The organism is Candidatus Steffania adelgidicola, from assembly GCF_020541225.1.
GTDB classification, from domain to species: Bacteria; Pseudomonadota; Gammaproteobacteria; order Enterobacterales; family Enterobacteriaceae; genus Steffania; species Steffania adelgidicola.
The window spans coordinates 711636-738575 of the sequence record NZ_CP045889.1 but is presented as its reverse complement, the minus strand read 5'-3'; the positions used below and the strand labels follow the sequence as shown (position 1 = coordinate 738575).

17 protein-coding genes are annotated in these 26940 nt (G+C 40.8%); 6 read left to right on the top strand and 11 right to left on the bottom strand.

The window, feature by feature from the left end; translation table 11 throughout:
- Window positions 1–103 precede the first annotated feature (103 nt).
- The 3 genes from recB to gshA all read left to right on the top strand — a co-directional run bounded on the left by recB (window position 104) and on the right by gshA (window position 7768).
- Window positions 104–3634 carry an exodeoxyribonuclease V subunit beta gene (recB, locus tag GFK82_RS02070; RefSeq protein ID WP_226810292.1) on the top strand — a complete coding sequence of 1177 codons (3531 nt, stop codon included), beginning with the start codon at window positions 104–106 and terminating at the stop codon, window positions 3632–3634.
- A gap of 51 nt (window positions 3635–3685) precedes the next feature.
- Window positions 3686–5533 (top strand): exodeoxyribonuclease V subunit alpha, encoded by a 1848-nt coding sequence (recD, locus tag GFK82_RS02065; protein ID WP_226811275.1) that lies wholly within the window; start codon window positions 3686–3688, stop codon window positions 5531–5533.
- Window positions 5534–6166: 633 nt separating this feature from the next.
- Entirely contained in the window at window positions 6167–7768 is a 1602-nt protein-coding gene (gene gshA, locus GFK82_RS02060) for a glutamate--cysteine ligase (RefSeq protein ID WP_226810291.1), read from the top strand.
- Window positions 7769–8212: 444 nt separating this feature from the next.
- Here gshA and GFK82_RS02055 read toward each other — a convergent pair whose 3' ends face one another.
- From GFK82_RS02055 to metR, 5 genes are all read right to left on the bottom strand, one after another.
- A complete protein-coding gene (locus tag GFK82_RS02055; protein ID WP_226810290.1) occupies window positions 8213–8998 on the bottom strand; it encodes a metal-dependent hydrolase in 786 nt (261 codons plus the stop codon).
- 19 nt (window positions 8999–9017) lie between these two features.
- Entirely contained in the window at window positions 9018–10016 is a 999-nt protein-coding gene (gene holB / locus GFK82_RS02050; RefSeq protein ID WP_226811274.1) for a DNA polymerase III subunit delta', read from the bottom strand.
- Window positions 10013–10654, bottom strand: coding sequence for a dTMP kinase (tmk, locus tag GFK82_RS02045; RefSeq protein WP_226810289.1), 642 nt, complete (start codon window positions 10652–10654; stop codon window positions 10013–10015). The genes holB and tmk overlap by 4 nt, the downstream gene beginning before the upstream one ends.
- Window positions 10647–11681: an endolytic transglycosylase MltG gene (mltG, locus tag GFK82_RS02040; RefSeq protein ID WP_420885608.1), complete on the bottom strand. Its 1035-nt coding sequence runs from the start codon at window positions 11679–11681 to the stop codon at window positions 10647–10649. Before mltG ends, tmk begins: the two co-directional genes overlap by 8 nt.
- 2143 nt (window positions 11682–13824) lie before the next feature.
- Window positions 13825–14742: an HTH-type transcriptional regulator MetR gene (gene metR, locus GFK82_RS02035; protein WP_226810288.1), complete on the bottom strand. Its 918-nt coding sequence runs from the start codon at window positions 14740–14742 to the stop codon at window positions 13825–13827.
- Window positions 14743–14846: 104 nt separating this feature from the next.
- On the opposite strand from metR, the gene metE reads away from it, so the two are divergent.
- Window positions 14847–17126, top strand: a complete 2280-nt coding sequence (gene metE, locus GFK82_RS02030) for a 5-methyltetrahydropteroyltriglutamate--homocysteine S-methyltransferase (RefSeq protein ID WP_226810287.1) — start codon at window positions 14847–14849, stop codon at window positions 17124–17126.
- A gap of 668 nt (window positions 17127–17794) precedes the next feature.
- Complete coding sequence (glyA, locus tag GFK82_RS02025; protein ID WP_226810286.1) at window positions 17795–19048, top strand: serine hydroxymethyltransferase; 1254 nt, start codon at window positions 17795–17797, stop codon at window positions 19046–19048.
- A 284-nt stretch (window positions 19049–19332) separates the two neighbouring features.
- On the opposite strand, the gene frr is transcribed toward glyA, so the two are convergent.
- The 4 genes from frr to rpsB form a co-directional block, all read right to left on the bottom strand.
- Complete coding sequence (gene frr / locus GFK82_RS02020; protein ID WP_226810285.1) at window positions 19333–19890, bottom strand: ribosome recycling factor; 558 nt, start codon at window positions 19888–19890, stop codon at window positions 19333–19335.
- A 69-nt stretch (window positions 19891–19959) separates the two neighbouring features.
- On the bottom strand, window positions 19960–20685 hold the full coding sequence (gene pyrH / locus GFK82_RS02015) for a UMP kinase (protein ID WP_226810284.1): 726 nt from the start codon (window positions 20683–20685) through the stop codon (window positions 19960–19962).
- A gap of 129 nt (window positions 20686–20814) precedes the next feature.
- On the bottom strand, window positions 20815–21672 hold the full coding sequence (gene tsf / locus GFK82_RS02010) for a translation elongation factor Ts (protein ID WP_226810283.1): 858 nt from the start codon (window positions 21670–21672) through the stop codon (window positions 20815–20817).
- A gap of 117 nt (window positions 21673–21789) precedes the next feature.
- Window positions 21790–22515 carry a 30S ribosomal protein S2 gene (gene rpsB, locus GFK82_RS02005; RefSeq protein WP_226810282.1) on the bottom strand — a complete coding sequence of 242 codons (726 nt, stop codon included), beginning with the start codon at window positions 22513–22515 and terminating at the stop codon, window positions 21790–21792.
- 341 nt (window positions 22516–22856) lie between these two features.
- On the opposite strand from rpsB, the gene map reads away from it, so the two are divergent.
- A complete protein-coding gene (gene map / locus GFK82_RS02000) occupies window positions 22857–23657 on the top strand; it encodes a type I methionyl aminopeptidase (protein ID WP_226810281.1) in 801 nt (266 codons plus the stop codon).
- Between the two features lie 935 nt (window positions 23658–24592).
- Here map and GFK82_RS03950 read toward each other — a convergent pair.
- Window positions 24593–24721 carry a hypothetical protein gene (locus GFK82_RS03950; RefSeq protein ID WP_282100962.1) on the bottom strand — a complete coding sequence of 43 codons (129 nt, stop codon included), beginning with the start codon at window positions 24719–24721 and terminating at the stop codon, window positions 24593–24595.
- 1101 nt (window positions 24722–25822) lie between these two features.
- Window positions 25823–26116 carry a YihY/virulence factor BrkB family protein gene (locus tag GFK82_RS01995; protein WP_226810280.1) on the bottom strand — a complete coding sequence of 98 codons (294 nt, stop codon included), beginning with the start codon at window positions 26114–26116 and terminating at the stop codon, window positions 25823–25825.
- Window positions 26117–26940 lie beyond the last annotated feature (824 nt).

Below are 26940 nucleotides of genomic sequence, written 5' to 3'. Positions count from 1 at the left end.
GATTCAATTGATTATGCTTGAACCTTAAGAGGTAGACTTGCTTGTTGAATTCAATTTTTATGGATAAAAATCCTTCCTAAAAACAAAAGAAATATTTGCATTGATGACTGATAACACCTTTAATCCTCTAATTTTTCCTCTTGAGGGCACCTGTCTTATCGAGGCGTCGGCAGGGACAGGGAAAACCTATACCTTAGTAATGCTTTATTTGCGTCTGCTACTCGGGCTTGGCGGTGAGATTCAATATCGGAGCCCCTTGACCATAGAAGAAATACTTGTAGTGACTTTTACTGACGCAGCTACCAAGGAGCTTCGTAGCCGTATTTACGAAACAATTCACCATATAAGGCTGGCTTGTTTGCGTGGAAAACGTGAGCATCCGCTGTTGATGCAATGCAGGGATTTGCAAATGGCCGCCCTGCATCTTTTAGATGCGGAACGACGGATGGATGGGGCATCAATTTATACTATTCATGGTTTTTGCCAACGCATGTTAAATCATAATGCTATTGAATCTGGAATAATATTGCAGCAAACGCTTTTACCGAATGAAGCTTACTTACGTAAGCAGGTGAGTGCTGATTTCTGGCGCCGTCACTGTAATCCGTTGCCGCTAGACGTTGCACGTATGGTACAGGAGTATTGGGAGGGACCCGAGCATCTATTGTTGGAACTGCTGCCTTATCTACAGGGTGATATCCCGATAATTCGCAATCCACCGGATATAAATGAGTCTATCTTGGCGTGTCATGCACGTATTATTACTAAAATTGAAGACTTCAAGCGGCAATGGCGTTCTGCGGCAGGAATGCTTAGTGAAATACTCGGTAACCATACACTCAAGCGACGAATCTATAGTAAAAAAAATCTTTCAAGCTGGTTTGCAACTATTAACTCCTGGACAGAGAAACCGACTATTAACTATCAGATACCAGATGAACTTGAGCGCTTTAAAATCTCGGTGCTGGCAGATAAAATAACTGCTGGTGTACCACCTCGACATGACCTATTCATGTCAGTAGAAGCCTTATATCAGCAGAAGTGTTCACTGCGCTCACTGATTTTTATGAAGGCACTGATACATATACGTCAGGCACTAGTGAAGGAAAAACAAAATCGGGGGGAGCTTGGGTTTGATGATTTGCTGAGGTGTTTAGATAGTACTCTAAGAAGCACTGGTGGTGAGGCACTGGCTAAGTTGTTACGTGTGCGCTATCCAATGGTTATGATTGATGAGTTTCAGGATACTGACCCGCAGCAGTATCGTATCTTTCACCAGATTTACGGTGACCAACCTAAGTGTGGGCTTTTGCTGATAGGCGACCCAAAACAAGCCATTTACGCCTTTCGTGGCGCGGATATTTTTACTTATATCCGCGCCCGTAAGGAAGTCAATGCTTGCTATACCCTGACAACTAATTGGCGTTCTTCACCGGGGATGATTAATGCGGTAAATCAATTATTTAAAAACTCAACGATGCCGTTTATTTTCAGGGACATCCCTTTTCTGCCAGCAACGGCTGCCTTGGAACACACAAACCTACAACTGATACTGTGGAGAAAACCGCAGTCTGCGTTACATATCTGGGTACAACCTGGCCTCGGCGTCAGTCTAAGAGAATATCAACAATACATGGCTCGCCAGTGTGCTATGACGATTCGAGACTGGCTGAATGCTGCCCATGAAGGCGAAGCGTGGCTGGAAGGACTCCGGTATTGTCAGATGCTACGGGCATCGGATATTACAGTACTAGTACGAAACCGGGATGAAGCCACACTAATCCGTTTGGCATTGGCAGAGTTGATGATTCCAACGGTATATCTCTCTAACTGGAATAGTGTCTTCGAGATGCCAGAGGCGCATGAACTTCACTGGATCTTGCAAGCAGTATTGATGCCGGAAAAAGACAGCGGGTTGCGTAGTGCATTGGCTACCCGATTATTGAACGTGGATTCTGCTGCTATCTATGCGCTAAATAACGATGAACAACGATGGGAAGAGCGGGTACAAGAGTTCTCAAGCTATCGACATTACTGGCAAGAAAATGGTGTAGGATCGATGCTGCGGCAGATGATGATAGACTATAGTATTCCAGAGAACTTGTTAGCAAGCCAGAATGGTGAACACCAGCTAACTAATTTCCTCCATCTGAAAGAACTACTACAGGAAGCTTCAACGCAGTTTGAGACACAACATGCGCTACTCCGATGGTTTGAAAATCAGCTGGCAGACCCCAATCAAGAAGAAGAGAGCCAGAAATTACGTCTAGAAAGCATTTATGATTTAGTGAATATTATCACCCTACATAAATCGAAAGGGCAAGAGTTCCCAGTAGTGTTTTTCCCATTCGCAGCCGATTTCCGCGTGCAAAAGCAGGCGTTTTTTCACGATCGCGAGACTTATACAGCCTGCCTGGATCTCGGTGCGTCACAAGAGAGTGTTCAGCTAGCAGAGGAGGAGCGGTTAGCAGAAGATATACGCTTGCTATATGTAGCGCTAACGCGTTCTATCTATCACTGTAGTTTTGGTATTGCTTCTCTATATCGAAACAACCGTAAAAAAAATGGTGCCAGTGATCTCCATTTGAGCGCAGTTGGCTACCTGATTCAGCATGGAAAGGCCGGCGATGCTGATTACTTGCGAGAATGCCTAGTGACATTATTAGCTAGAGCTAACGGTGATATTACCCTAAACGAGACAGGTCCTAGGCCGCTACTGAAGCCATTTCTTCCTTTAGCTTCTAAAAGGATCCCATTGAATGCACGTAAGTGGCCTATTTTCCAGAATGTCCCATGGCGGGTAACAAGTTATTCGGGTTTGCAGAACAATAAAAATTCGCTACTGCTGGACTGCTCTGCGTTGTTGGAGATGAAAAGTCCTTGGCAAGGTAACCCGAAAGAAGAAATTGTAGAGTTAACGCCCCATACGTTTCCACGTGGCCCCGCTGCAGGGATATTTTTACATAGCCTGTTTGCAACTCTAGATTTTACTCAACCGATAAACTTATCGTGGTTAGGTGAACAACTGGCAAAACATGGTATTGACGACATTTGGTTAGTGATGATAACGCAGTGGATAGAAAACATCATTACGAGTCCGCTGGACGGCGGCTTCCTTACTCTTGCGGACATCTCTCGAAATTCTCGACATGCTGAACTTCAGTTTTACCTGCCTATTAGTGTCTCGCTGGAAGCTCGCGATCTGGACTTACTCTGCAAGAAGTATGATCCACTTTCCCGCCTCTGTCCGCCACTAGAGTTCTCGAGAGTCAAGGGGATGTTGAAAGGATTTATTGATCTTGTTTTTCGTTGGCAAGGTCGTTATTATCTTCTGGATTATAAATCAAACTGGCTAGGAAAGGAGAGCGCAGACTATACTAAGTCAGCGATGGATCGGGCAATTATCGCCAACTGCTATATGCTACAGTATCAGATTTATGCACTAGCAGTGCATAGATTTTTACGTCATCGCCTGGTGGATTATAATTACCAACGTGATTTTGGTGGGGTATATTACCTATTTCTACGCGGTATCAATCTTACTCAGCCTGGAAAAGGTGTTTTTTACTGTTGTCCAGATACGGAATTTATAGAGAAATTTGACACTTTACTCAGCGGTAAACACAGCCGCTGATAGTGGAAAACTGATATCAGAAAGCTGATAGCAGAGGAGAAAATGGTAGAGATGCAAAACATTCTCGCTGAGGCACAACGGTTACATCTTTGTCGTCCGCTGGACATCCAGTTTGCATGTATGATAGCAACTGCTAATCAACCTGCGTTAATGCTCGCGAGCGCCTCGTTAAGCACCGATGTCGGTACTGGTCATGTTTGCTTGCCGCTAACACTATTAAAGCCAAAGCGGATTTTTAATGGTCGCTTACCTTTGTTAGCACATCAGGCTTGGATGATGGCGGGGAGTCTCTCAATTCATGAATGGCAGCAACAGTTAATGGCCTCGACTGCGGTTAGTGATGGTTCTCGCCCGACACCATTGGTACTGGATAACCAGCGCCTTTACTTACAGCGAATGTGGCGGTATGAATGCGAGGTGGCAAAGTTCTTCAATCGGCCGGCAATAGTTGGGGGGGATGAAGAGAAAATCGCTGCTGTATTGACGCATTATTTTCCTCCCGTTAGTGCTAAAATCGACTGGCAAAAACTAGCCGCGGGCGTTGCAATAACACGCCGGGTATCACTAATATCGGGTGGACCAGGAACAGGTAAAACTTTTACAGTAACTAAATTACTGGCAGTTTTTCTTCAGTTAAGTAACGGCAGTCGTCCTCGGATAATCATGGCAGCACCTACCGGAAAAGCGGCGGCACGCCTACATGAAACCATAGGATTAGGGTTGCAACGTCTTGGATTACATAAAAACCTGCAGAAGCAGTTACCCAAGGAAGCAATAACACTGCACCGTTTACTCGGGGGTTTGCCAAATAGCCAGAAGATGCATTATCATCGCGGCAATACACTAAATGTGGATATTCTGATTATTGATGAAGCATCAATGATCAGTTTATCGATGATGGCCAATTTGATTGCCGCATTACCATTGCAAGCACGAGTTATCTTCTTAGGAGATCGTTGTCAGTTGTCATCGGTGGAGGCGGGATCAGTATTTGGAGATATCTGCCAGTTAGCGGAGATCGGTTACATCCCTGTACGCTGTGCAGAACTAGCTAGGCTGACAGGTTTTACTATACCGGCGTCAAACAGAGTCTCCAGCAGGGAACATAGCATCGCCGATAGTCTATGTTTGCTCCGTAAAAACTATCGTTTTAATGACGGATCTGGTATTGGTCGGTTAGCTCATGCGATTAATACTGGTGATGCTAATGGTGTTTTGGTTCAGCTACATACCGGCACAGAAGTAGATGTTAGATATATTCCACTATATAAAACAATAGCATATCAATGTATGCTAAATGAGTGTATTGAAGGCTATCGTGAATACTTACAGCGAGTTAAGAACTCTGACAATCCTGCTGAAATTTTAAACTTTTTTAATCGATTCAGAGTATTATGCGCATTACGAGAGGGGGAGTTTGGGGTTGTTGGTCTCAATGACTGCATTTCATTAGCCTTACAACGTGCTGGATTGCTGACCCTAGACAGATTGGGATGCGCCTATACTGGCCGACCGGTGATGATTATACGTAATGCGCCATCGATAGGCTTGTACAACGGCGATATTGGAATCCTGCTTTGCGATGATAACCGGATTCTGCGAGGGTATTTTACCCTGCCTAATGGTGATATTAGGATAGTGCCAGTAAATCGTCTACCAGAACATGAAACAGCATTTGCTATGACTGTGCATAAGTCCCAAGGGTCTGAATTTCAGCATACGGTACTGGTATTGCCTAATCAGACAGTGCCCGTATTGACTCGAGAATTACTATATACTGCGGTGACGCGTGCGCGTACTCGCTTATCCCTGTACGCAACTGATGAAGTATTGCAGTATGCGATTATAAGCAAAACTAATCGACGAAGCGGCCTTATAGAGCGCCTAACGTCCCGTTAGGCTATATCATCAACAACATATTAATTCACAACCCCTATCAAACAAAGTTGAATCCTATTCATGCCGCTTAAACATTTTATAACTAGAAGTTAGTTATTAGGTTTTTTAGTAGTCATGATTAGTACGAAGAGAATTTTTTGAGCATCTACATCGCATGTAGATACATTATAATGTTTTCCTATATAGTTTCTGATTTTATAAAAAACAGTTTCAAGAATTAACTAATTGATATAGATAAGAATAATAATGTTTTATTGTTATATCTAACAAGCACATTATCATTAAGAGTAGATGTTGGGCGAAGTATCACATATCATATACATGATAATTGTTATTGCTCTTAAAGATTCAAAATGGGTTTTTAAATAACAGATATTAGAGTTTTCTATGAGATTTTCTTAGACTCTGCTAGTTATATGGTTAGTTAATAAGATACTCATCGGATAAATGAAGAGAATTTGGATTCTTTTTATTTACATTAAACACCGGGTAGATTAAGGATCTATGCACGTCCATGCAATTAAATATGAATTATTTACCCTGATGAAGAAACCTTACTCAAAATACCTCTAAAGTTATGCGCGTCATGGTATTGCTTTAACGAAAGGTAGTATTAAGTAAAATGAATCCCTTATGCTAAAGCGAAAGGTTGTTAACCTGAGGGAGGTTAATTTGATTCCGGATGTATCAACAGCTTTATCCTGGATAGAAGCCAATTCTCAATCACTGACAGGGATTCGCCGAGGTGTAGAGCGTGAAGCGCTTCGCATCAATGAAAACGGTAGCCTAGCGAAAACCCTTCATCCCGAATCACTTGGTTCTGCGCTGACTCATCAGTGGATCACTACTGATTTTGCCGAAGCTCAACTAGAGCTTATTACACCAGTTGATGACGATATTGCGCATATGCTGGAGCTGTTACGAGATATCCATCGTTACGTATTGCGGAATTTAGGGGATGAACGCCTACAACCGATGAGCATGCCATATTTCATTGACGACGCTCAGCCTATTAAAGTAGCTCAATATGGTATTTCTAATTTAGGACGTATGAAAACCCTATACCGAAAAGGATTGAAAAATCGCTATAGCGGATTAATGCAACTAATAGCAGGAGTGCACTATAATTTTTCTTTACCTTTAGCATTTTGGCAAGCTTACGTCGGTATCACAGATGAGGTGAGTGGTAAAGAAGAAATTTCCGCCGGTTATCTGAGGCTTATTCGCAATTATTATAGATTCGGTTGGATCATTCCTTATCTATTTGGGGCCTCGCCCGGAATCTGTCCATCTTTCCTAAAAGCTCGTACTACTGCATTACCATTTAAAAAAGCACCATCTGGATTAGTGTACTTACCTTATGCCACTTCATTACGGTTGAGTGAGTTAGGATATACGAATCAGTCTCAAAGGCAATTGGGCCTTACCTTTAATCATTTAGAGGAATATGTTTTCAATCTGAAAAAAGCGATTAAAATGCCATGCGCTGATTATCAGCGTATAGGACTAAAACAGAACGGTCGTTATCTTCAGATGAATACTAACGTGCTACAAATTGAAAATGAACTCTATACTCCAATACGTCCAAAGCGGGTACTGCATCTCGACGAATCTCCATCTGACGCGTTAATGCGAGGAGGGATTGAATACGTGGAAGTGCGCTCTTTGGATATAAATCCATTTTCTCCGGTGGGGATTGACGAAGAACAAGCTCGATTTCTGGATCTTTTCCTGATTTGGTGTGTGCTAGCTGAAGCACCTGAGATGAACGCGAAAGAGTTGCACTTTACCCGTATTAATTGGAATCGGGTCATTCTAGAAGGACGTAAACCTGGTTTAATGTTAGGTGTTAACTTAGGCAGTAAGGAGGAGCTATTAAGCACTCTCGGAAAATCACTGTTTAAAGATCTTCGGCATTTAGGTGTAATCCTCGATAGAAACAATACCAATACACACTATCAGGAAGTTTGCGATAAATTAGTCTCAGGCTTTGATGAGCCAGAACATACACTTTCTGCTCGTTTTCTAGATCAGTTAATAGAGCACGGTATTTCTGGGATAGGGATAATCTTGGCTAATAATTATCGCCAGATGTTGCGAGATGAGCCGCTCCAGGTGTTAAGCGATTCTCGGCTTGAAGATGAGCGTATCCAATCTTGGAAACGACAGAGTATTCTAGAAGCAGAAGATCAGATGAGTTTCGATGAGTTTTTAGAAACCCAGAACAGGCGATAAAGCATCATAATAAGCAAAATATATTAAAATCGTAAATAGTTAGATTCTCATCAGAAATCATGTCAATGATTTCTGATGTTGACACAGATATTTCACGAGAAATAGTAAATAGTCATTGACCCGCTAGGTCTATTCTAGTTCAGTCACGTTAGTGACTCTAAAAAAAATATCAACCGATGATACATTGGTAGATATTGCGTTTAAAAATATAAACGAGAGTTTGCTTTATGCGGAATACCAGGTAATTTTAGCCTGTTTTTCACAGCAATCTTTCAGGCAATTAATTTAAAAAGTGTGTGATAACGGCTTCTTCTATATAGAAAAAATACTTCTTAAGTATTGATTACCTCTAGTTATTAAAGAAACAACATCATATATGCAAGTAAAGAAAGCAAGAGCTGTTCATCTCAGCATAACTGTCACTAAACACGCATCACTGATGCTCTATGGTTTAATCTTTACTTGAAACAAACGACCGAAATTAGCTGTAGTGGCAGCAGCTAGCTGTGGGAGTGGAACACCTTTTAGTACCGCTATAAATTCTGCTACATCACGTACATAAGCTGGCTGATTTTCTTTGCCGCGATAAGGTACTGGGGTTAAATAAGGAGCATCGGTCTCCACTAAAATCCGATCCAGAGGAACATAGCGTACTACTGCTCGCAGTACATCTGTATTGGGGAAGGTGACAATACCCGAAAATGAGATGTAAAACCCAATATCCAGCAGTATTTTGGCGGTTAAGAGGTCCTCGGTAAAACAGTGCAGTACGCCACTGCCGTCTTTGCCATGTTCCCCCTCCCGCAGAATAGCCAGCGTATCCTCACAGGCGCTTCGGGTATGCACGATCACCGGTTTCTTTAGTTCTCGTCCGAGCCGAATATGTTCTCGGAATACCGCCTTTTGCAAGACTTTATTATTTTCCTGATAGTAGTAATCAAGACCGGTCTCCCCGAGTGCTACTACATCCTCACTCGAGGCTAGTTGGTGCAATTCAGAAAACTCAAAAGGTTCTTCAAGATTTAGAGGATGGATTCCACAGGAAAACAACACATTCTCACGACGTCCTATCATTGAGGTCATAGCATGAAAACCGGGTAAAGTAGTAGATACTGCTAACATTAGTTTTACGCTACGCGCACTCGCTTTATCTATCATATCCGTTATATCGTGGTGCAATGTTTTGTAATTTAGGGCATCAAGATGGCAATGGGAATCGACTAAAAACATAGTTTACTCTTATTATATCTCATAGAGAAATACGAACATCTTTAACTGCTTGCTCCCAATTAAGCAAGTACTTAGTGAGTAATAACTCACGATTAATACCGCTGATCTCCTGGCACTGATATATATAATATAACCACTGCTGCCACTGTACATGAAGGATGCTAGTTGCCCAGCGTGCTGCTATCAAGGCTACTAGCTGAGATCTATCAGCATTCAGTAGGAATTCTTTTGCCCCATGCTGGTATTTCAGCGCATCACTTATCAGACTGAGCATCCAATGCAACGGCCCGTTATCCTGCTCTCGGTTTAATATTGGCAAAAGTTCTAAAAAATTACCGGTTTCGTGCGCTTCTTGCAAACGCCTACAAAATGTTAGGCGATCCTGCCAACGTACTGGTTTCAGCAAGGCTTCTGCTGCTAGTGGGGCGCCCCCACAGAGGCGAAGTGCAGTGCGAGTCGATAGTGGTGGATGTTGGTAACCCGCTTTCCGCAACCAGCGGAAACTAAGTTCTTCCTCAGGCGCTGGCAGCGGCCAATAAAGACATCTACTTCTCAGGGTTGGCAACAGGGAAGCGGGTGTTTGGCAGATTAGTATAAAATAGGTGTTGTCCGGCGGCTCCTCTAAAGTTTTCAAGAGCGCATTAGCCGCTTGCTCTGTGAGCAGCTCAGACTGGGACAGATGTATTACTTTTGCCCCGCCCTGACTCGCCCGAGCATATAAACTGTCAATTATGCTACGGACACTATCTATGCCCAGACTTTTTCGCCCTTGTTCTGGCTGTAGTTGATACACATCAGGATGATTATTAATCTTCATCAGTTGACAACTGTGGCAATTTCCACAGCTTTTTATACCGTCTGGTTGTCGACAGATTAGCCATCGGCTAAGAGCATAGCATAAAGACGCTTCACCATTACCAGACTGGCTGTGCAGTAATAGAGCATGATGTCCACGTTTCTGCTGATAGCTAGTTAGGATTTGTCGATAAGGAGAATTAAGCCATGGATACCATTTCACCATGTTGAGTCCTGTAAGGACAGCCATTTCCTTAACCGGTGACGAATAGTTGCATTCACTATTGCTAATGGCTGGCTAGCATCAATCGTCATGATACGGTCGTCTTCCGCTGCTAATTCCTGATAACGCGTACGGGTTCGATTGAAAAATGTTAAAGACTCCCGCTCGATACGATCCAGTTCTCCTTTTGTGCGAATACGAGCTAGACCGAGTAAAGGTGGAACATCCAGGTATAATGTTAAGTCGGGATGCAGTTCCCCTAACACGGCATCCCGAAGAGTTTGTAAGAAGCGCATATCTATTCCACGCCCACCCCCCTGATACGCTTGAGAGGAAAGATCGTGGCGATCGCCTATCACCCACGCGCCACGAAGTAACGATGGTTTGATCACCGTTTCGACCAACTGTACTCGCGCGGCGTAGAGCATCAATAATTCGGCGAGGTCTGTAATAGGTTCTTCGCCTCGCTTATCCTGAATTAGAGTGCGTAACACCTCCGCCATCGGTGTACCTCCTGGCTCTCGTGTAAAAACCATATCTCGAATACCCTGCTGATGAAGAACATCTGCTACCTGCTCGATCGAACTGGTTTTTCCGGCGCCTTCCAGACCTTCAATAACTATAAATTTACTATTCATTATTTCCCCTTATATCGTGGCCTTGTCGATATTTCCGTACTGCCTGGTTATGACTCGCCAAGTTAGTGCTAAACACGTGCCCACCTCGCCCATCGGCGACAAAATAAAGATACTCGCTCTCTTCTGGATGCGCGGCGGCTTTAAGGGAAGCCTGGCCAGGCATAGCGATCGGTGTAGGAGGCAACCCGTTAATAATATAAGTATTATACGGTGTCGGAGTCATTAAATCCCGCCTTGTGATACTGTTATGATAATCTTCGCTTATACCATAGATAACTGTGGGGTCAGTCTGTAGTTTCATCCCAGCACGCAGGCGATTTATAAATACCGAGGCTACCCTTGCCCTCTCTTCTTTTATTGCTGTTTCTTTCTCAACAATTGAAGCCATAATTAACAGTTCTTGAGGTGTCTCATAGGGTAGCCCTTCGGCTCGTCCCTCCCAGATTTTCAGTAGCATGAGTTTCATACGCTGACGTGCACGTTTAAGAATCGCACTGTCGGAAGTAGTTGCAGTATAAAGATAAGTGTCAGGATAAAATTCCCCTTCCAAGATACTATCAGCCGGATCCCCTAGTTTCACACCTAGTGTTTGCGGTGTAACGTCGTGCAAATCATGTTTCATATATGGTGCTCGAGAAAGAACAGTCAACCATTCTTTAAGCCTTTCTCCTTCGATAAATTGGATGGAAAACTGCGCTTCTTTACCACTAACCAGCAGATTTAATAGGTCTCTGACCGTCATGCCTGGCTGTAGGCGATACGTACCAGCCTTAACTTCTGCCAGTTTTGGTTCTAATTTGATAAGCCACGGCAGCCAGCATGTTTTCTTTGCTAAATGCTGTCGACGAAGTAGTTTTTCTAAACCCGCGTAATTCGTTCCAGACGGAAGAGTAAAAATCTCATCCTTCTTGAGAATTAATGGCTCGGGGGCAAAGTGTTTAATCTGAATCAAGCACCCTATCGCTAGCGTAAATGGCAGCATTAAAAGAATGATCAGAGGCCATTTTATATTTATCGATACATTCATATTTTCTTCTAATCTGGCAGATTAATCAGATATCGGCTAAAAAACATAACAAATTTTCATCGCAACCTTCTACAATTACGCATAAATATTTTCGATATAGCTAAGCAACTAAATTATAATCAAGACTCATGTGTATTGATAAAATACAACCTCTAGTGTTACGATGAATTATAGAAACAATTGCTTTATCTACTTCGTAATAGTGACGTTGAGGAAGTTAGATATAATGAACATATAATATTAAGGGGTTATGCTTATTTCATCCATCAGAAATCTTTATTCTAAAAAAATCCGGTTTTGTTTTCCTATTTACACCCTCTCCAGGAGAGGAGATAAGATTATTATCAATATAGTTTAGATATTAACTTGAATACAATTTCGATTTTTCAGACAAGGGAGAAAAAATGTTGTTTAATAAACAAGCTATTGATACTAGCTAAAGTTTAGTATATATTATCAATATATATCATCTTATGTTTGTCAAAAGACAAACTACATTATCTATTTCATAGATATGATTATATATGTCATGGAGTCTTGTATTTAAATCGTTGATTTAAATTTAGTAGATTACTACAGTAATTACTAAAAGAATAAGGGCGATAAAAGATGATTTTCTATACGAGTAATTTACGGTATTTATTTTTAATAGCTTGTTGAGTTTCGACAATTGCATCGCCTAATCATAATTATTCCTAGCAGATATCACAATATCACTAAATTTACGATATCTATTTTAATATTCTCTGTCCACAATTATTTAATCCAGATTAGGAATCTTAATTAAATAATTTAATATCATATTACTGTATTCTATTTTAGAAAAAACAAACTAAAATCAAGATAATATTTTTGTTACTCAATCTGGATTAACAATAAAATATTGCGTATTATAATAAATATGTTTTCCAATTTGTTATTTCGTCTGTCTTAATAGAATTAAAATTCCGACTTTAGAAAATATAAAAAATAAGTAACTTTAAAACACAGAGGGGTGGACGATTTTTCAACATGACACTTCTTTAACCTGAAACAGTTTTTAGATAATGGTTTTTTACATTTATATCCGTCAAAACCTTTTGGAGTGGATAAGAAAAGCCAAGTCTAATTACTAGAAACGTAGTAATTTGATATTAATCATAAGTGCTCTGTTGGCACAAAAAAACCATTCTAGATTAGAAACAAGGATAGTATCTAACATATTGAAAATATAGGCAATCAACGTCTACGAAAAAAATCACTTTTCAACCTCAGTTAATACGAAAGAGATGGATAGGGTTATTAACCTGATTGTTTTAATATTGGTGTGCTAGATATTCAATGGAATGCTTGATTCTGTATTTTTTTAGATCTGAAGCACAGAAAAGGCTATCAGAACCAGATAAAAGATATGTATTGCGATACATATCTTTTTATTTTAGGTTAAAACATATCCTTACAATGAAGTTAATTAGATCTCTCTTTTTGTTAACGTAATCGTCTAGATTTTGAGAAGATATGAAAATATTACTAGCTGTTTCTCATTTATCCCCCTAGTAAGAAAATAACATCTAGTTTGTTTGTTATAGTACGCACCGTAATAAATATTGTTTTTGCGTCATGCAAACATAAAGGGTTTGTTAATCTTGATTTTCGCTAATTTTATTACTACTCAGTAGTAAATTACAACTAACCTCGTATATCGAAAATGTATGTAATAGATATGCCGCATGAAATATTTCTTTCAATATTTTCATATAAAGAAGTAATGATTTTAAAAGCAGCACTCATTTAATACGTCACAATTTATTTTTAATCATGGATTTCTAGTTTCCAGACAGATTTAAAGACTTTTTATGCTGCTAACAAACCTACGTATACAGAGAAAAAAAACGACTGTTCGTGTGAAGCTCTTGATATAGAGAAACGTTAAATATCAATTTAAAATTTAATGTTTCATTAAAGTGAATAGACTTTTCTTTCCTTACAATCAGTGCTGACCTCGAGAGTAGTTGTTTCCGGATCATAGATGATCAGTATGTATGGTATTTTACCCTCAACAAATGATATATATCATTGGGTATCTATTCTATGAATAGATTGGGAGTGGATAGGAATTATATTTATCTCCGGGTCATTATCTTTCAAGACTCAGGACAAAAGATTAACAACCCGCTTCTTTAGCAGATTGAACGTAAGGTAAATAATTACAGGCGTGCTGTTGAGCTGAACGGATAAATGCATCAATTGCCGGCTGGCGTTGTTCTCCGTCACGAACAACGGCGTACAGTCGTCTCCATAATCCTCCCCCAAGCTTTCGAGTAGAGATCAGTCCCTGGCGTTCAAAACTTTCTACAACCCAATGAGGTAACGCAGCGATACCCATGCGTGCTGATACCATTTGAATTAACAATAGCGTATTATCGACGGTTTTTAATACTGGGCTAATTCCCGCTGGTTGCAGAAAATGGCGCCAAATATCTATTCGATTAGGCTGTACTGGATAGATTAATAATGTCTGCTGATCTAAATGTTTTGGAGCAATGACAGCCTGGGTCGCAAGGGCATGATCCGGGGACAGCACCAGTCTAATCTCGAAATCGAACATCGGAGCATAGTAGAGTGTACTACGAACTAAAATATCCGAAGTCAGTACCAGGTCTAGCTCCCCCTGTAGTAGCGCCGGTTTCGGATCGAAGGTCATGCCAGAACGGAAATCTATCAAGACATGCGGGCACTGCTGGTGAAATTCAGCTAACGCTGGTGTTAGCCACTGAATGCAGCTATGACATTCAATGGCTAAACGTAAGGTAGCCTGCTGATGGGGTTCTTTGCAGGTTTGTACTGCCTGCTGCACTTGAGGCAGGATCTGTTCGGCTAGTTGAAGTAGAATCTCACCCTGCGGTGAAAAACGTAACGGTTGGCTTTTACGCACAAACAAACGAAATCCCAGCCGTTGCTCTAAATTAATGAACTGATGTGACAGCGCCGATTGAGTCTGGTGTAACTGCATTGCAGCAGTCGCCAGCGAACCGCTATTACGCAACGCTTGTAGCGTTCGTAGATGTTTGAGTTCGATCATGAGAATATTTCACCTAGAAGTGAATAATTTGCGCTTGTGAACAGTACATTACATGGTGATTATTAATGTGTAAACATCTAGGCGCCTATAATAGGAGAGGGTAAATGGTAATTCTGAGTCATACACTGGGGTTTCCCCGTGTAGGTCTGCACCGGGAATTAAAGAAAGCGCAAGAAAGTTATTGGGCCGGCAATATTAGCCAGAAACAGTTACTAGAGACTGGCCGTAAACTGCGCGTGCGTCATTGGCAACAGCAGAAAGACGCTGGGGTTGACCTTCTGCCCGTGGGTGATTTTGCTTGGTACGATCATGTCCTCACCACTAGTCTAATGTTAGATAATATCCCAACACGACATCGCCATAGTACGCATTCCAGTAACATCGATACTCTATTTCGTATTGGAAGAGGGATTGCACCGACTGGTGAGTCTACCTCTGCCTCTGAAATGACGAAATGGTTTAATACTAATTACCATTATATAGTCCCTGAATTTTCCATAGAACAGCAGTTTTGTTTTGGCTGGAGTCAGTTACTAGATGAAGTAGACGAAGCATTGACGCTGGGCTACCGCGTAAAGCCGGTGCTGCTTGGGCCAATCAGTTACCTCTGGTTAGGTAAGGTAAAGGGCAAGAACTTTGATCGTCTATCTCTATTGCAATCAATGCTACCAGTGTATTCATATGTACTAGGTGAACTAGCTAAACGTGGTATCATCTGGGTGCAAATAGACGAGCCAGCATTAGTATTAGAACTACCGAAAACATGGTGTGATGCCTATCGCGATGCCTATGAATCTCTTCAAGGAAAGGTTAAACTTCTTCTAACCACCTATTTTGATAGTATAGGTCACCACTTAAATATTATTACAACGCTGCCAATTCAGGGATTGCATGTAGATTTAGTCGCGGGGAACGACGATCTAGACAAACTGGATCAAAAACTGCCGTCACACTGGTTGTTATCTGCTGGTGTCATTAATGGACGTAACGTCTGGCGTGCCGATTTACATAAGTGGTTTAAACAATTACACCCTATTGTTAAGAATCGTGAATTGTGGATCGGATCGTCCTGCTCGCTACTGCATAGCCCAATTGATTTAAGTGTCGAAACCCATCTAGACAACGAGGTGAAAAGCTGGTTGGCTTTTGCACAACAAAAGTGCACGGAATTGGGTTTGTTGTGTACTGCCTTAAATATGCCAAATGATCAGAATAAATCAGAGCTAATCCAGTATAGTTTACCGATCTATGCCCGCCAGCACTCCATCCGGGTACATAATCCAGAGGTTAAAATACGTCTGGAAAAGATCACGGAGGCCGATAGTCAACGGAATCAACCATATGCTAAGCGCGCTCCATTACAGAGAGCACGCTTTAATTTGCCCGTTTTTCCAACCACTACGATAGGCTCTTTTCCGCAAACTAGTGAAATCCGCAGCCTACGTCTCAAGTTTAAAAAGGGACTGCTAGACAGCAGTCGCTATCATCAAGGTATTCGCGAACATATTAAACAAGCTATTTTAGCACAGGAAGAGCTAGGGATAGATGTATTAGTGCACGGGGAAGCAGAGCGCAATGACATGGTAGAATATTTTGGTGAACATCTTAACGGTTTTGTCTTCACTCAGAACGGGTGGGTGCAGAGCTATGGTTCCCGCTGCGTAAAACCGCCCATCATCATCGGCGATATTAGTCGTCCAGCGCCGATTACACTTGACTGGGCATGTTATGCCCAATCTTTGACTAAGAAACCTGTAAAAGGAATGCTGACTGGTCCCGTTACAATTTTATGCTGGTCATTTCCCCGTGAAGATGTGAGTCGTAAAACCATTGCCCGTCAAATCGCGCTCGCATTGCGTGATGAAGTAACAGATTTAGAACAGGCGGGTATTGGTATCATTCAGATCGACGAACCAGCATTGCGCGAGGGGCTCCCTCTAAAAAACTCGGAATGGAATAATTACCTAGAGTGGGCAGTAGAGGCATTCCGCTTACATGCCGCGGTAGCAAAGGATAACACCCAAATTCATACTCATATGTGTTATTGTGAATTCAACGATATAATGAATGCCATTGCAGCGCTTGATGCGGATGTTATTACAATTGAAACATCACGATCAGATATGGAGCTGTTGAAAACCTTTAAGGAATTTGATTATCCCAATGAAATTGGGCCTGGCGTATATGATATTCACTCGCCCAATGTTCCAAAAGAAGACTGGATGCTTGATTTACTCTCCAAAGCAGCTCAGAGAATTCCGCCGGAACGTCTATGGGTAAATCCAGATTGCGGATTAAAAACCCGAGGCTGGCTAGAAACCCGACAGGCTTTGGCTAATATGGTAAGTGCCGCCAAAAAATTGCGAACTAAACAACAACAATAAAGAAAAGAGCACCGGTGCGCCCTCTGGCGATCTCGACAGAGGGCGCAATAACTATTAGAAGATAAGTTATGATACGATAGGTACTGTTATTAAGTGAAATACCCAGTATTTATTCGTACAGTTGGAAACCAAAGAAATGAAGAATGACTCCAAGTAATAACTACTAGTATCTAAAATCGACTCTATTATGAGACTTTCGCTATTTCACGAGCGATGGGATAGCGTGTAAGTCAAGACGGCAGTCTACTATACCGATATGTGAATGATGAGACAAGCCATGCATTTCTGCTAAACGGTATGCTATGTGTATAGACTGAAATTGCGTGGTCCTCAATTACACATGACTGTTATGAGTAGTTATGTTCTATTCTTATTGGAAATAAGTTATTGAGATGTTTTGCTTTTGTTAAGATTTGTTTTCGGCGGAAAACTCTATAAAACGTAAATATGTCCAATAAAAATGTCTCTATACGTCTGCATCCATATTTTTTGAGAGAGTCTTATAGCAGAGCTACAGTTAATATCGGTCATATTAAGACCGTATTGTTTGCACACCAGCCACACTGAAGAACCTTATCGAAAGTTTAGACAAATATTAGACAGAGAGGTTATTATCTCCTCTCTTTTATTCCCCCAGTACTCAGGAGGGGGGGCTTAAGGGGAAATAGATGTTTAAGAACAATATGAAGATTGCTGATTATGATATAGAATTGTGGCAGGCTATGGAAAAAGAAGTCTTACGACAGGAAGACCATATTGAACTAATCGCATCTGAAAATTACACCAGCTTACGTGTAATGGAGGCGCAAGGCTCACTATTAACTAATAAATATGCCGAGGGCTATCCCGGAAGACGTTATTATGGTGGATGTCAATATGTCGACCAAGTAGAGCAGCTAGCTATCGATCGTGCGAAATCTCTTTTTGGCGCAGATTATGTCAATGTGCAGCCTCATTCTGGATCACAAGCTAATTTTGCTGTTTATAGCACTTTACTTCAACCAGGTGATACCGTATTGGGTATGGATTTAGCACATGGCGGCCATTTAACCCATGGTTCCCCAGTTAATTTTTCTGGAAAACTATATAACGTAGTATGTTATGGTGTTGATAATAAAGGACATATTGATTATTTGCAATTGGAAAGGTTAGCGAAAACCCATCAGCCCAAAATGATCATCGGCGGTTTTTCTGCTTATTCCGGTATTATCGACTGGGCTAAAATGCGACAAATTGTTAATAGCATTGATGCATATCTATTTGTCGATATGGCACATGTGGCAGGTCTTGTCGCCGCCGGTATTTATCCAAATCCGTTGCCTCATGCGCATGTTGTAACAACAACTACCCACAAGACTCTGGCTGGCCCACGTGGGGGTATGATTCTTGCAAAAGGCGGAAGCGAAGGGTTATATAAAAAACTGAATTCCGCCGTTTTCCCAGGCGTACAAGGGGGGCCATTAATGCATGTTATTGCTGCTAAGGCAGTGGCGCTAAAAGAAGCGATGGAGCCTACATTTAAAATCTATCAGCAGAACGTAGCTAAGAATGCGAAGGCTATGGTGCAGATCTTCTTATCACGTGGCTTCAAAATTGTCTCAGGAGGTACTGATAACCACCTGTTTCTTGTGGATTTAGTAGATAAAAATTTGACCGGGAAAGAAGCAGATGAAGCTCTGGGTCGTGCTAATATCACTGTCAATAAAAATGGTGTGCCTAACGATCCGAAAAGCCCGTTCATTACTTCCGGCATACGTATCGGAACGCCCGCGATTACCCGACGCGGTTTTACCGAACCTGACGTGAGGCGCTTAGCGGGTTGGGTATGCGATGTGCTAGAAAATATACATGATGATAAGGTTATTGAATATGTTAAAAATAAAGTTTTGGATATCTGCGCTCTCCATCCGGTTTATCGCTAAAGACATTAGACATTTATTTAGTGTATTGTTAAAAACACGAAAGTGGAATGAGAATCTGTACTAGTATCTTACTCTTGCGGTTGTATTAGTCCAGAAGAGCACAGATTTCTGATGCTCTTTTTAGTTTGTTACGCTCATCAGATGATACTTATCTCTGATGTAGCCTCACAACTTACTTTCAAGACGACTAGTCTCATCTTAAGTCTTATTTGAACTCTTTCTAAAAACTCTCTCAGGATAGAGATATCCTATCTTAATATGGTCAAATCAGTAATGCGAAAGCATTAGATAACGATTAATTCTTTTTCTTTCTCCAGCAAGATACGATCAAGAGTTTTAATCCACCCATCTGTTAGATTTTGAATCTTGTCTTGTAAACGGCGTTCTTCATCTTCACTTATAGCTTTATCTTTCAATAGTGATTTTGCTTTTTCATTCGTATCACGACGGACATTTCGCACCGACACTCTGCCCTGTTCTGCCTCGCTACGCACTATCTTGATTAAATCACGGCGGCGCTCTTCAGTTAGTGGAGGTAGAGGAACATGAATAACAGTTCCGATGGAAGAAGGATTTAATCCCAAATCGGAAGTCATAATAGCTTTTTCTACTGCTGACGTCAGGGTACGGTCAAAAACAGTGACAGTTAGAGTGCGAGAATCTTCAGCGATAACGTTAGCGATCTGACGTATCGGCGTCAGCGCACCGTAATATTTGATTTGAATACCATCAAGAAAACTAGGAGAAGCACGTCCTGTTCGAATTTTTCTAATATGATTTTTAAAGCTCTCAACGCATTTCTCCATGCGAATATCAGCATCTTTATGGATTTTATTAATCACCTTACGAACCCTTTAGACTTAGTGAATTATGCGGACCATAGCGATTAGTTGCTATGGTCCCGTTATAAATTATTTGGTAATCAAGGTACCTTCTTTATCACCCATGACCACCCGGCGCAATGCGCCGGGTGTGTTCATGTTAAATACGCGTATTGGTAGATTATAATCTCGCGCTAGAGTAAAAGCAGCCAAATCCATTACTTTTAGTTCTTTTTCCAGTACATCCTGGTAGCTTAATTGATCGTAGAGTCTAGCTTCTGGATGCTTTACCGGATCAGCGGAAAAAACGCCAGCGACTTTTGTCGCTTTTAGAACAGCCTCTGCTTCGATTTCAATACCCCTTAGACAAGCGGCAGAATCGGTAGTAAAAAAAGGATTACCAGTACCAGAGGCGAAAATGACTACACAATGCTTTCGTAGGAGGCGAATAGCCTGAGCCCAGCTATAATTATCGCAGACTCCATTCAGAGGGATTGCTGACATTAGCCTAGCATTAACGTAAGAACGGTGCAATGCATCGAGCATTGCTAGACCATTCATTACTGTGGCCAACATCCCCATATGATCACCCATAACACGGTTCATTCCAGCCATTGCTAACCCAGCCCCGCGAAATAAGTTTCCGCCACCTATCACCACCCCAATCTGAATACCCAGATCGACTAGTTCTTTTATTTCCTGAGCCAGGCGATCCAGTATACTGGCATCGATACCGAAATCTTCCGCACCTTGTAAAGCTTCGCCACTTAATTTGAGAAGGATACGCCGGTAGATGGGTTTTGCATTAGTTGCCATTGAATTTATTCCTTCAGGGGGGATTCTATCCCATAGTGCTTAAGCTCGGCTTATATATGATGATACCTGTCGTCTTATACCAACTAATTTAAGGAGAGAGCCTCCTGTAGATACTGATAAACACCTTGATTAAAACTGCTTACCGATCGCGGCTACTTCATCAACGAAATTCACTTTGGCTTTCTCAATACCTTGGCCTACTGCAAAATAAACAAAGTTTTTAACTTGAGAATCATGTTCACTTAATAGTTGCCCAACAGTCTTGCTTGGATCCATCACAAAGTGCTGGCCTATTAAAGAAATCTCATTAATAAACTTGCGTATACGCCCTTCAACTATTTTCTCTGCAATCGTCCTTGGTTTACCGGACTGCATCGCTATATTAAGCTGAATTTGATACTCATGAGAAACGACATCGGGCGGGACATCAGTCGTATTAATATATTCCGGTTTGCTGGCTGCAATATGCATTGCAATGTGTTTTAGAAGTTCCTGATCTGCATTAATTGCGGAGACTATAACGCCAATACGTGTGCCATGTAGATAGGAACCGAGTACGTCACCTTCTACCACACCAAAGTGACGAATATTGATATTTTCCCCAATCTTAGTCACCAGTTGGATTCGCTGATCTTCAAATTTACTCTTCAGTACCTGAATATCAGTAATACGTTCGTTCAGAGCCGATGTGATAATCGCGTCTCCAAATGTTTTAAAATCCCTATCTTTAGCAACAAAATCAGTTTCACAGTTCAGCTCAAGAATGACGCCATATTTACTATCCTGCGCAATTTTTATCAGGATGATTCCTTCAGCGGCGATGCGCCTGGCTTTCTTAGCGGCTTTCGCCTGGCCGGATTTACGCATATTATCAATAGCCCGTTTAATATCTCCCTCAGCTTCAAGTAGGGCCATTTTACATTCCATAATTCCCGAGCCAGTACGTTCTCGCAGTTCTTTAATTAGAGTGGCGGTAACATCAACCATGATTTTCCCTTTTTATTTACATACTTGAGGTAGGTATAAAAAAGGCCTGAAGACAGGCCTTTTAAGTGATATAATCAAATTTGCTTCATAAGGAAACCTGAGAGATATATTCTGTACTTATTTTCTTTCTAAGAAGCTGATTTCAGGCTCTTCTATCAGACCTTGACAACGACCTTCCTGCACGCTAGTCGCTACGGCAGTCAGATATAGGTTGATCGCACGGATGGCGTCGTCATTCCCCGGAATAATAAAGTCGATTCCATCTGGATTAGAGTTGGTATCAACAATGGCAAAAATTGGAATGCCAAGGTTATTGGCTTCCTTGATAGCGATATGCTCATGCTCCGCATCGATAACAAACAGTGCATCCGGCAGACCACCCATATCCTTAATGCCGCCGAGGCTGTTTTCTAACTTATCTAGCTCACGAGTACGTATCAAGGCTTCTTTCTTAGTTAATTTCTCAAAAGTACCGTCCTGCGATTGGGTTTCTAGATCTTTTAAACGCTTAATAGACTGACGAACAGTTTTCCAATTCGTTAACATCCCACCTAACCAACGGTGGTTTACAAAGAATTGATTGCAGCTATTGCTCGCTTCTTTTAGTGCAGAGCTTGCTGCCCGCTTAGTACCAACAAATAAAATTTTTCCTTTTCGTGAAGCAATTTTATTTAACTCAGCTAGAGCAATATTAAACATTGGGACAGTGTGTTCTAGATTAATAATGTGAACTTTATTACGAGCTCCGAAGATAAAAGGTTTCATTTTCGGATTCCAATAACGAGTTTGGTGACCAAAATGGACACCAGCCTGGAGCATGTCACGCATAGAAACAGTTGCCATAATAACCTCTATGTAAGTGTGGGGTTATACCTCCACATATCCCATGCAACCGACTCCAATCTTACGATCTAAGCACCCCGATACATGTGTCGATATATGTGTGTAATAACGCAATTGAGTTTCATTGCGGCAAAAAGCGCTTATGATATAAAAATCAACTTTAATCGTCGAGCGCGCGGCGCGCTTTATACCATAAAGTATAAATAGACTCCACAAGTTTTTCCTAAAAGCAGGAATGAAATGATGAATTGGCAGTGTTGAGTGATACTGATATGATATATATCATTCCCTAATGTATCTTATGTTATTCGTGACCCTTGCGTCGACTGTGGATTTCTATTATGTCTATTCCTATTAAAACATTTGACGATATTGCTCAAATGCGCGTTGTTGGCCGGCTTGCTAGCGAGGTGCTAGAAATGATTGAATCTTATATCAAACCAGGCGTTAGCACTGGCGAATTAGATCGTGTATGTTCCCAGCACATTATTGAGAGACAACATGCCGCTTCCGCATCTCTCGGTTATCATGGTTTTCCAAAATCAGTCTGCATTTCCGTAAATGAAGTGGTGTGCCACGGGATTCCGAGTAATAAAAAAAAACTTAAGGATGGTGATATTCTGAATATTGACGTCACAATCGTAAAAAATGGATTTCATGGCGACACATCAAAGATGTTTATCGTCGGAAAACCAAGTATTTTAGGTGAAAGGTTATGCCGGGTAACGAAAGAAACTCTTGATTTGGCTATTGGTATGACTCGGCCTGGTATCCGTTTATCTACCATCGGTAAAGCGATGCAACAATTTGTTGAAGCAGAGGGTTTCTCTGTGGTGCGTGAGTATTGCGGCCACGGGATCGGGGCAGGTTTTCACGAAGAGCCACAGGTATTGCATTATGCAGCAGAGGATGAGGGTATCATATTGTGCCCAGGTATGGCTTTTACTATTGAACCAATGGTTAATGCAGGCAATTCTAGTATCCGAACAATGAAAGATGGCTGGACTGTAAAAACTAAAGATCATAGCCTCTCAGCCCAGTACGAACATACAATCGTAGTGATCAAAGATGGTTGCGAAATCATGACGCTACGCACTGATGATACTTTGCCGGCGGTGATAATTCATCCGGATTCATATTAATTAGCTTCTAGCTATAGATACTTTGGAGGGGATATTCAATTAGTCACCACACGACATATTTTTTAAAAGACTGAGGTACTCTATGTGATGAACTTCTGATTAATCGATTGACTTCTCTAACTGTAACCTCTGATACTACTGTGAGTATGACATGGATTCACTTTAGCTTGATTTTATTCATTTTAAGCGCTATGGGGGTAAATTAGAGAAGGTAATAGCCGCTCTGAAGAAGCATGTTCAGAGTGATAATTTATGATGATAGCGATAAATACATCAGAAGATGTATACTGCACCAGTATACGGTATAAAATAATTTTATACAACGCATATGATTTAAAAAGACGATCTGTATTTTTTTTCCATTATCATCTCGGCTATCCGTAGCCTACGCACTAATTTCATTAGTAGCGTACCAAAAGAGTCCTATATTACCTAGGATCTTGATTTTTTCAATAAAAAGAATTAACAAACAATTTGTTAGTTCAATTGCTTGCTGATGAAATTAGGCGAACACACTTAAACTTCCTATCCATCTTGGTGCACTTATTAGTTTTTTAACGCTTTCTGCTTTTTCCTTATATCTTTTATAATTTATACATATGGTCTTTTTACCCCGCGCCTAAATTAACGGAGATGCAAGCTGTCTATAGACAGAATCGATCTTTATCCTCTTATAATCCCAGTTGACCTAAAACGGCTAGGGAATGTTCAGAGCAAGAAAAATCAGCAATACGCTGGATTTTTAGATAGAGTAAGGTCTACGAATCTAGGTATATAAGCTTGGAGGTAGAGTTGGTGGAGTCCTATCTATCTTTCTTTAAGCGGATATTGTAGTGCTGTAGTTAGCACAATAAAAAATCCTTTGAAATACAGCCTGTTCATGTTATTTTCATATAGTTCGACCTTAATGTGTACTCATGTTTATCCCTGTCCCATCACTCTAAATCTTCGGAGAAGGATCCCAGATCCGCTACTGCTGCGAGCCTACCAATTACCAGTTTACTATGTCTAATATGGGTATCGGGTAAAATAATGTTGCTTTCGAGATAACGTTTACGTAGCAATAGTCAAATCAACCCCCCCAGACAGTCAGGGTTATCGGTAAAAAAATTGCCACCGAAGAGTGTGTAATTTAGATTTTGATTGCCAGTTTTAGTCATGATTATTATAAACTTTTGCCCGGTTGTATACTGACCGGATCCGTACCTCATCTGCTTACTAAGCGAGATGAGGATGATACCACATTTACTGTAAATGAGCACACCGATTGATGTGATGTAAAATATCGTCTAGGGTAGACAATGAGGCTTGACCATCAAAACATGCTAAAGAAGTGTGATATCAAACCATTCATCTCACTTTTTTTAAAAAAAACTGAGTGCGCTGAAAAAACCACTGTATCTTCATGTGCCCTGCATAGCATGTATTGGACTCCTTCCTGGCAAGACACAGACTCTAGCGTTATTACGATTAGTGTGCCAAAACCTTTGTTCCGTACTTTCTGCCGTACCGCAAAAAAAAACGTATAGCGGCTTCATTATTGGCATTAACATAAATACTTCATACCGCCACTGGATGATTTTTTTTCATCTAATACCATCTGGTGATGCGACATGCTGTCATAGGCATCCTTCTCGGAGTCTAGGAACTGATGTAACGATTTACGTAATACTTCCCACTAAAACTAATAATATTGTTGAAACTCCCGAGCAGTTTCAGGAAAGCACAAGTGATACATTCGTAGTGCTCTTTCTTAAATATACCGTCCGATAGACTCGCCGTGAATGGTGAAAGCATCCATGCCTTATGGGTCCTATAAAAACCCGGATCAGTATCTATTTTTTTGTAAAGTTAAATACTAGAACTATCCTCTCCCGCTCTACCTGACAGATATCAATTAAGAGTGCTCTTCTTGTGTTCATCGATTAATATATAGTCATGTAGCGGATGTTTTTTTTTAGTGCTCTATCTCTATCCGGAGATAGAATTTTAACGTCGTAACTCTCTACCGTTTACCATTTTATAGGAACAGCTACCTGGTTGACTATTATATCAATACGATCACTTATCTCGATTGTATTTTTTATCTAATTGACTTGACCAGTTCATGCAGTAACGGAGTAATCTCCGTCTCTTATTAACTCAATGCACCAGATCTAGTATACCTAGAGAAATAGAATACGAATCACTGCTAGTACCCCATAAATTAACGAGTAAGACGGAAACAGAGTGATATAGAGAGCGAATACTTGTTCTCCAAGTGCAAAAATATTCCCGATAGTAGCGGGCACTAAAAGTGCATCACATGCTGGTACTTTTATGGTAGAACCAAGGTATATAGTAACCAGCATGAAGCATAAGGAAAGCAAAAGAGAAAAAAATCGCAATAGCAGCGTCAGTAGACCTTGAGTAGCATGCTCATGTAGCCAGATTGGCGAAAATAGATAAGAGCTTAGCATTAAGCTGATCTCTGTAAGTAATGGATCCAACGTCAACACCATCGAAAATAGTGGGTATAAAATTAGTAAAAAACAAAATAAGAAGCACAACACTAATATCAGAAAAAACTGAAAAATACTAAAAAGTGTAAATATTACTTTTACTAGTAGTACTAGGGAAAAAGGAAAACATACGCTAAGTGATTTGTTGGTACAGTAATATCATTGCGATAAACACGCTTTCTCAAGTATCGAATAACGCCTAATACCAGCATAAACTTTTTAAGCGAAGCATTCTCACCACGACCCCTTTACGGGGGTGCATAAATATGGAATGTCAAGTTTTTCTTGCTAAAAGCTAAAATATACTGGTAGGATCCTCCGGATCCTTACACTGACACGATAGATATCCATCCATATAACTTTCTTAATAATTATCAGATTGATTATTAAGAAAAAAGTCACCTTCTCCATTAATGCTTCTTGTTAGCAGAGTAAGAAGCATTAATGGCTCGTTAGCCTGTATGTATATTGCGTTATTACATACATGGAGTGTATAAACATCACCCTTCTTAGGAAACAGATAAACAATGGAACTATGATTGAATCATGTAAACTGAAAAAAGAACATCAGTGTTATAATGTATGTCTCTTTTTTGGTATTTACTTATACATAGTATAACCGCTTCTATAACATCTATATTTTCTAGCTACATACTTTTTAGAGCAAAAAAGTATGGGCGTTTTCCCCTTCTCACTTGGATTTATTGATTAAGTATGTTCTATTTTTTAAAAAATTAAATTATAATAATATTTAACATTATTACTATAATCAATAGAGCTTA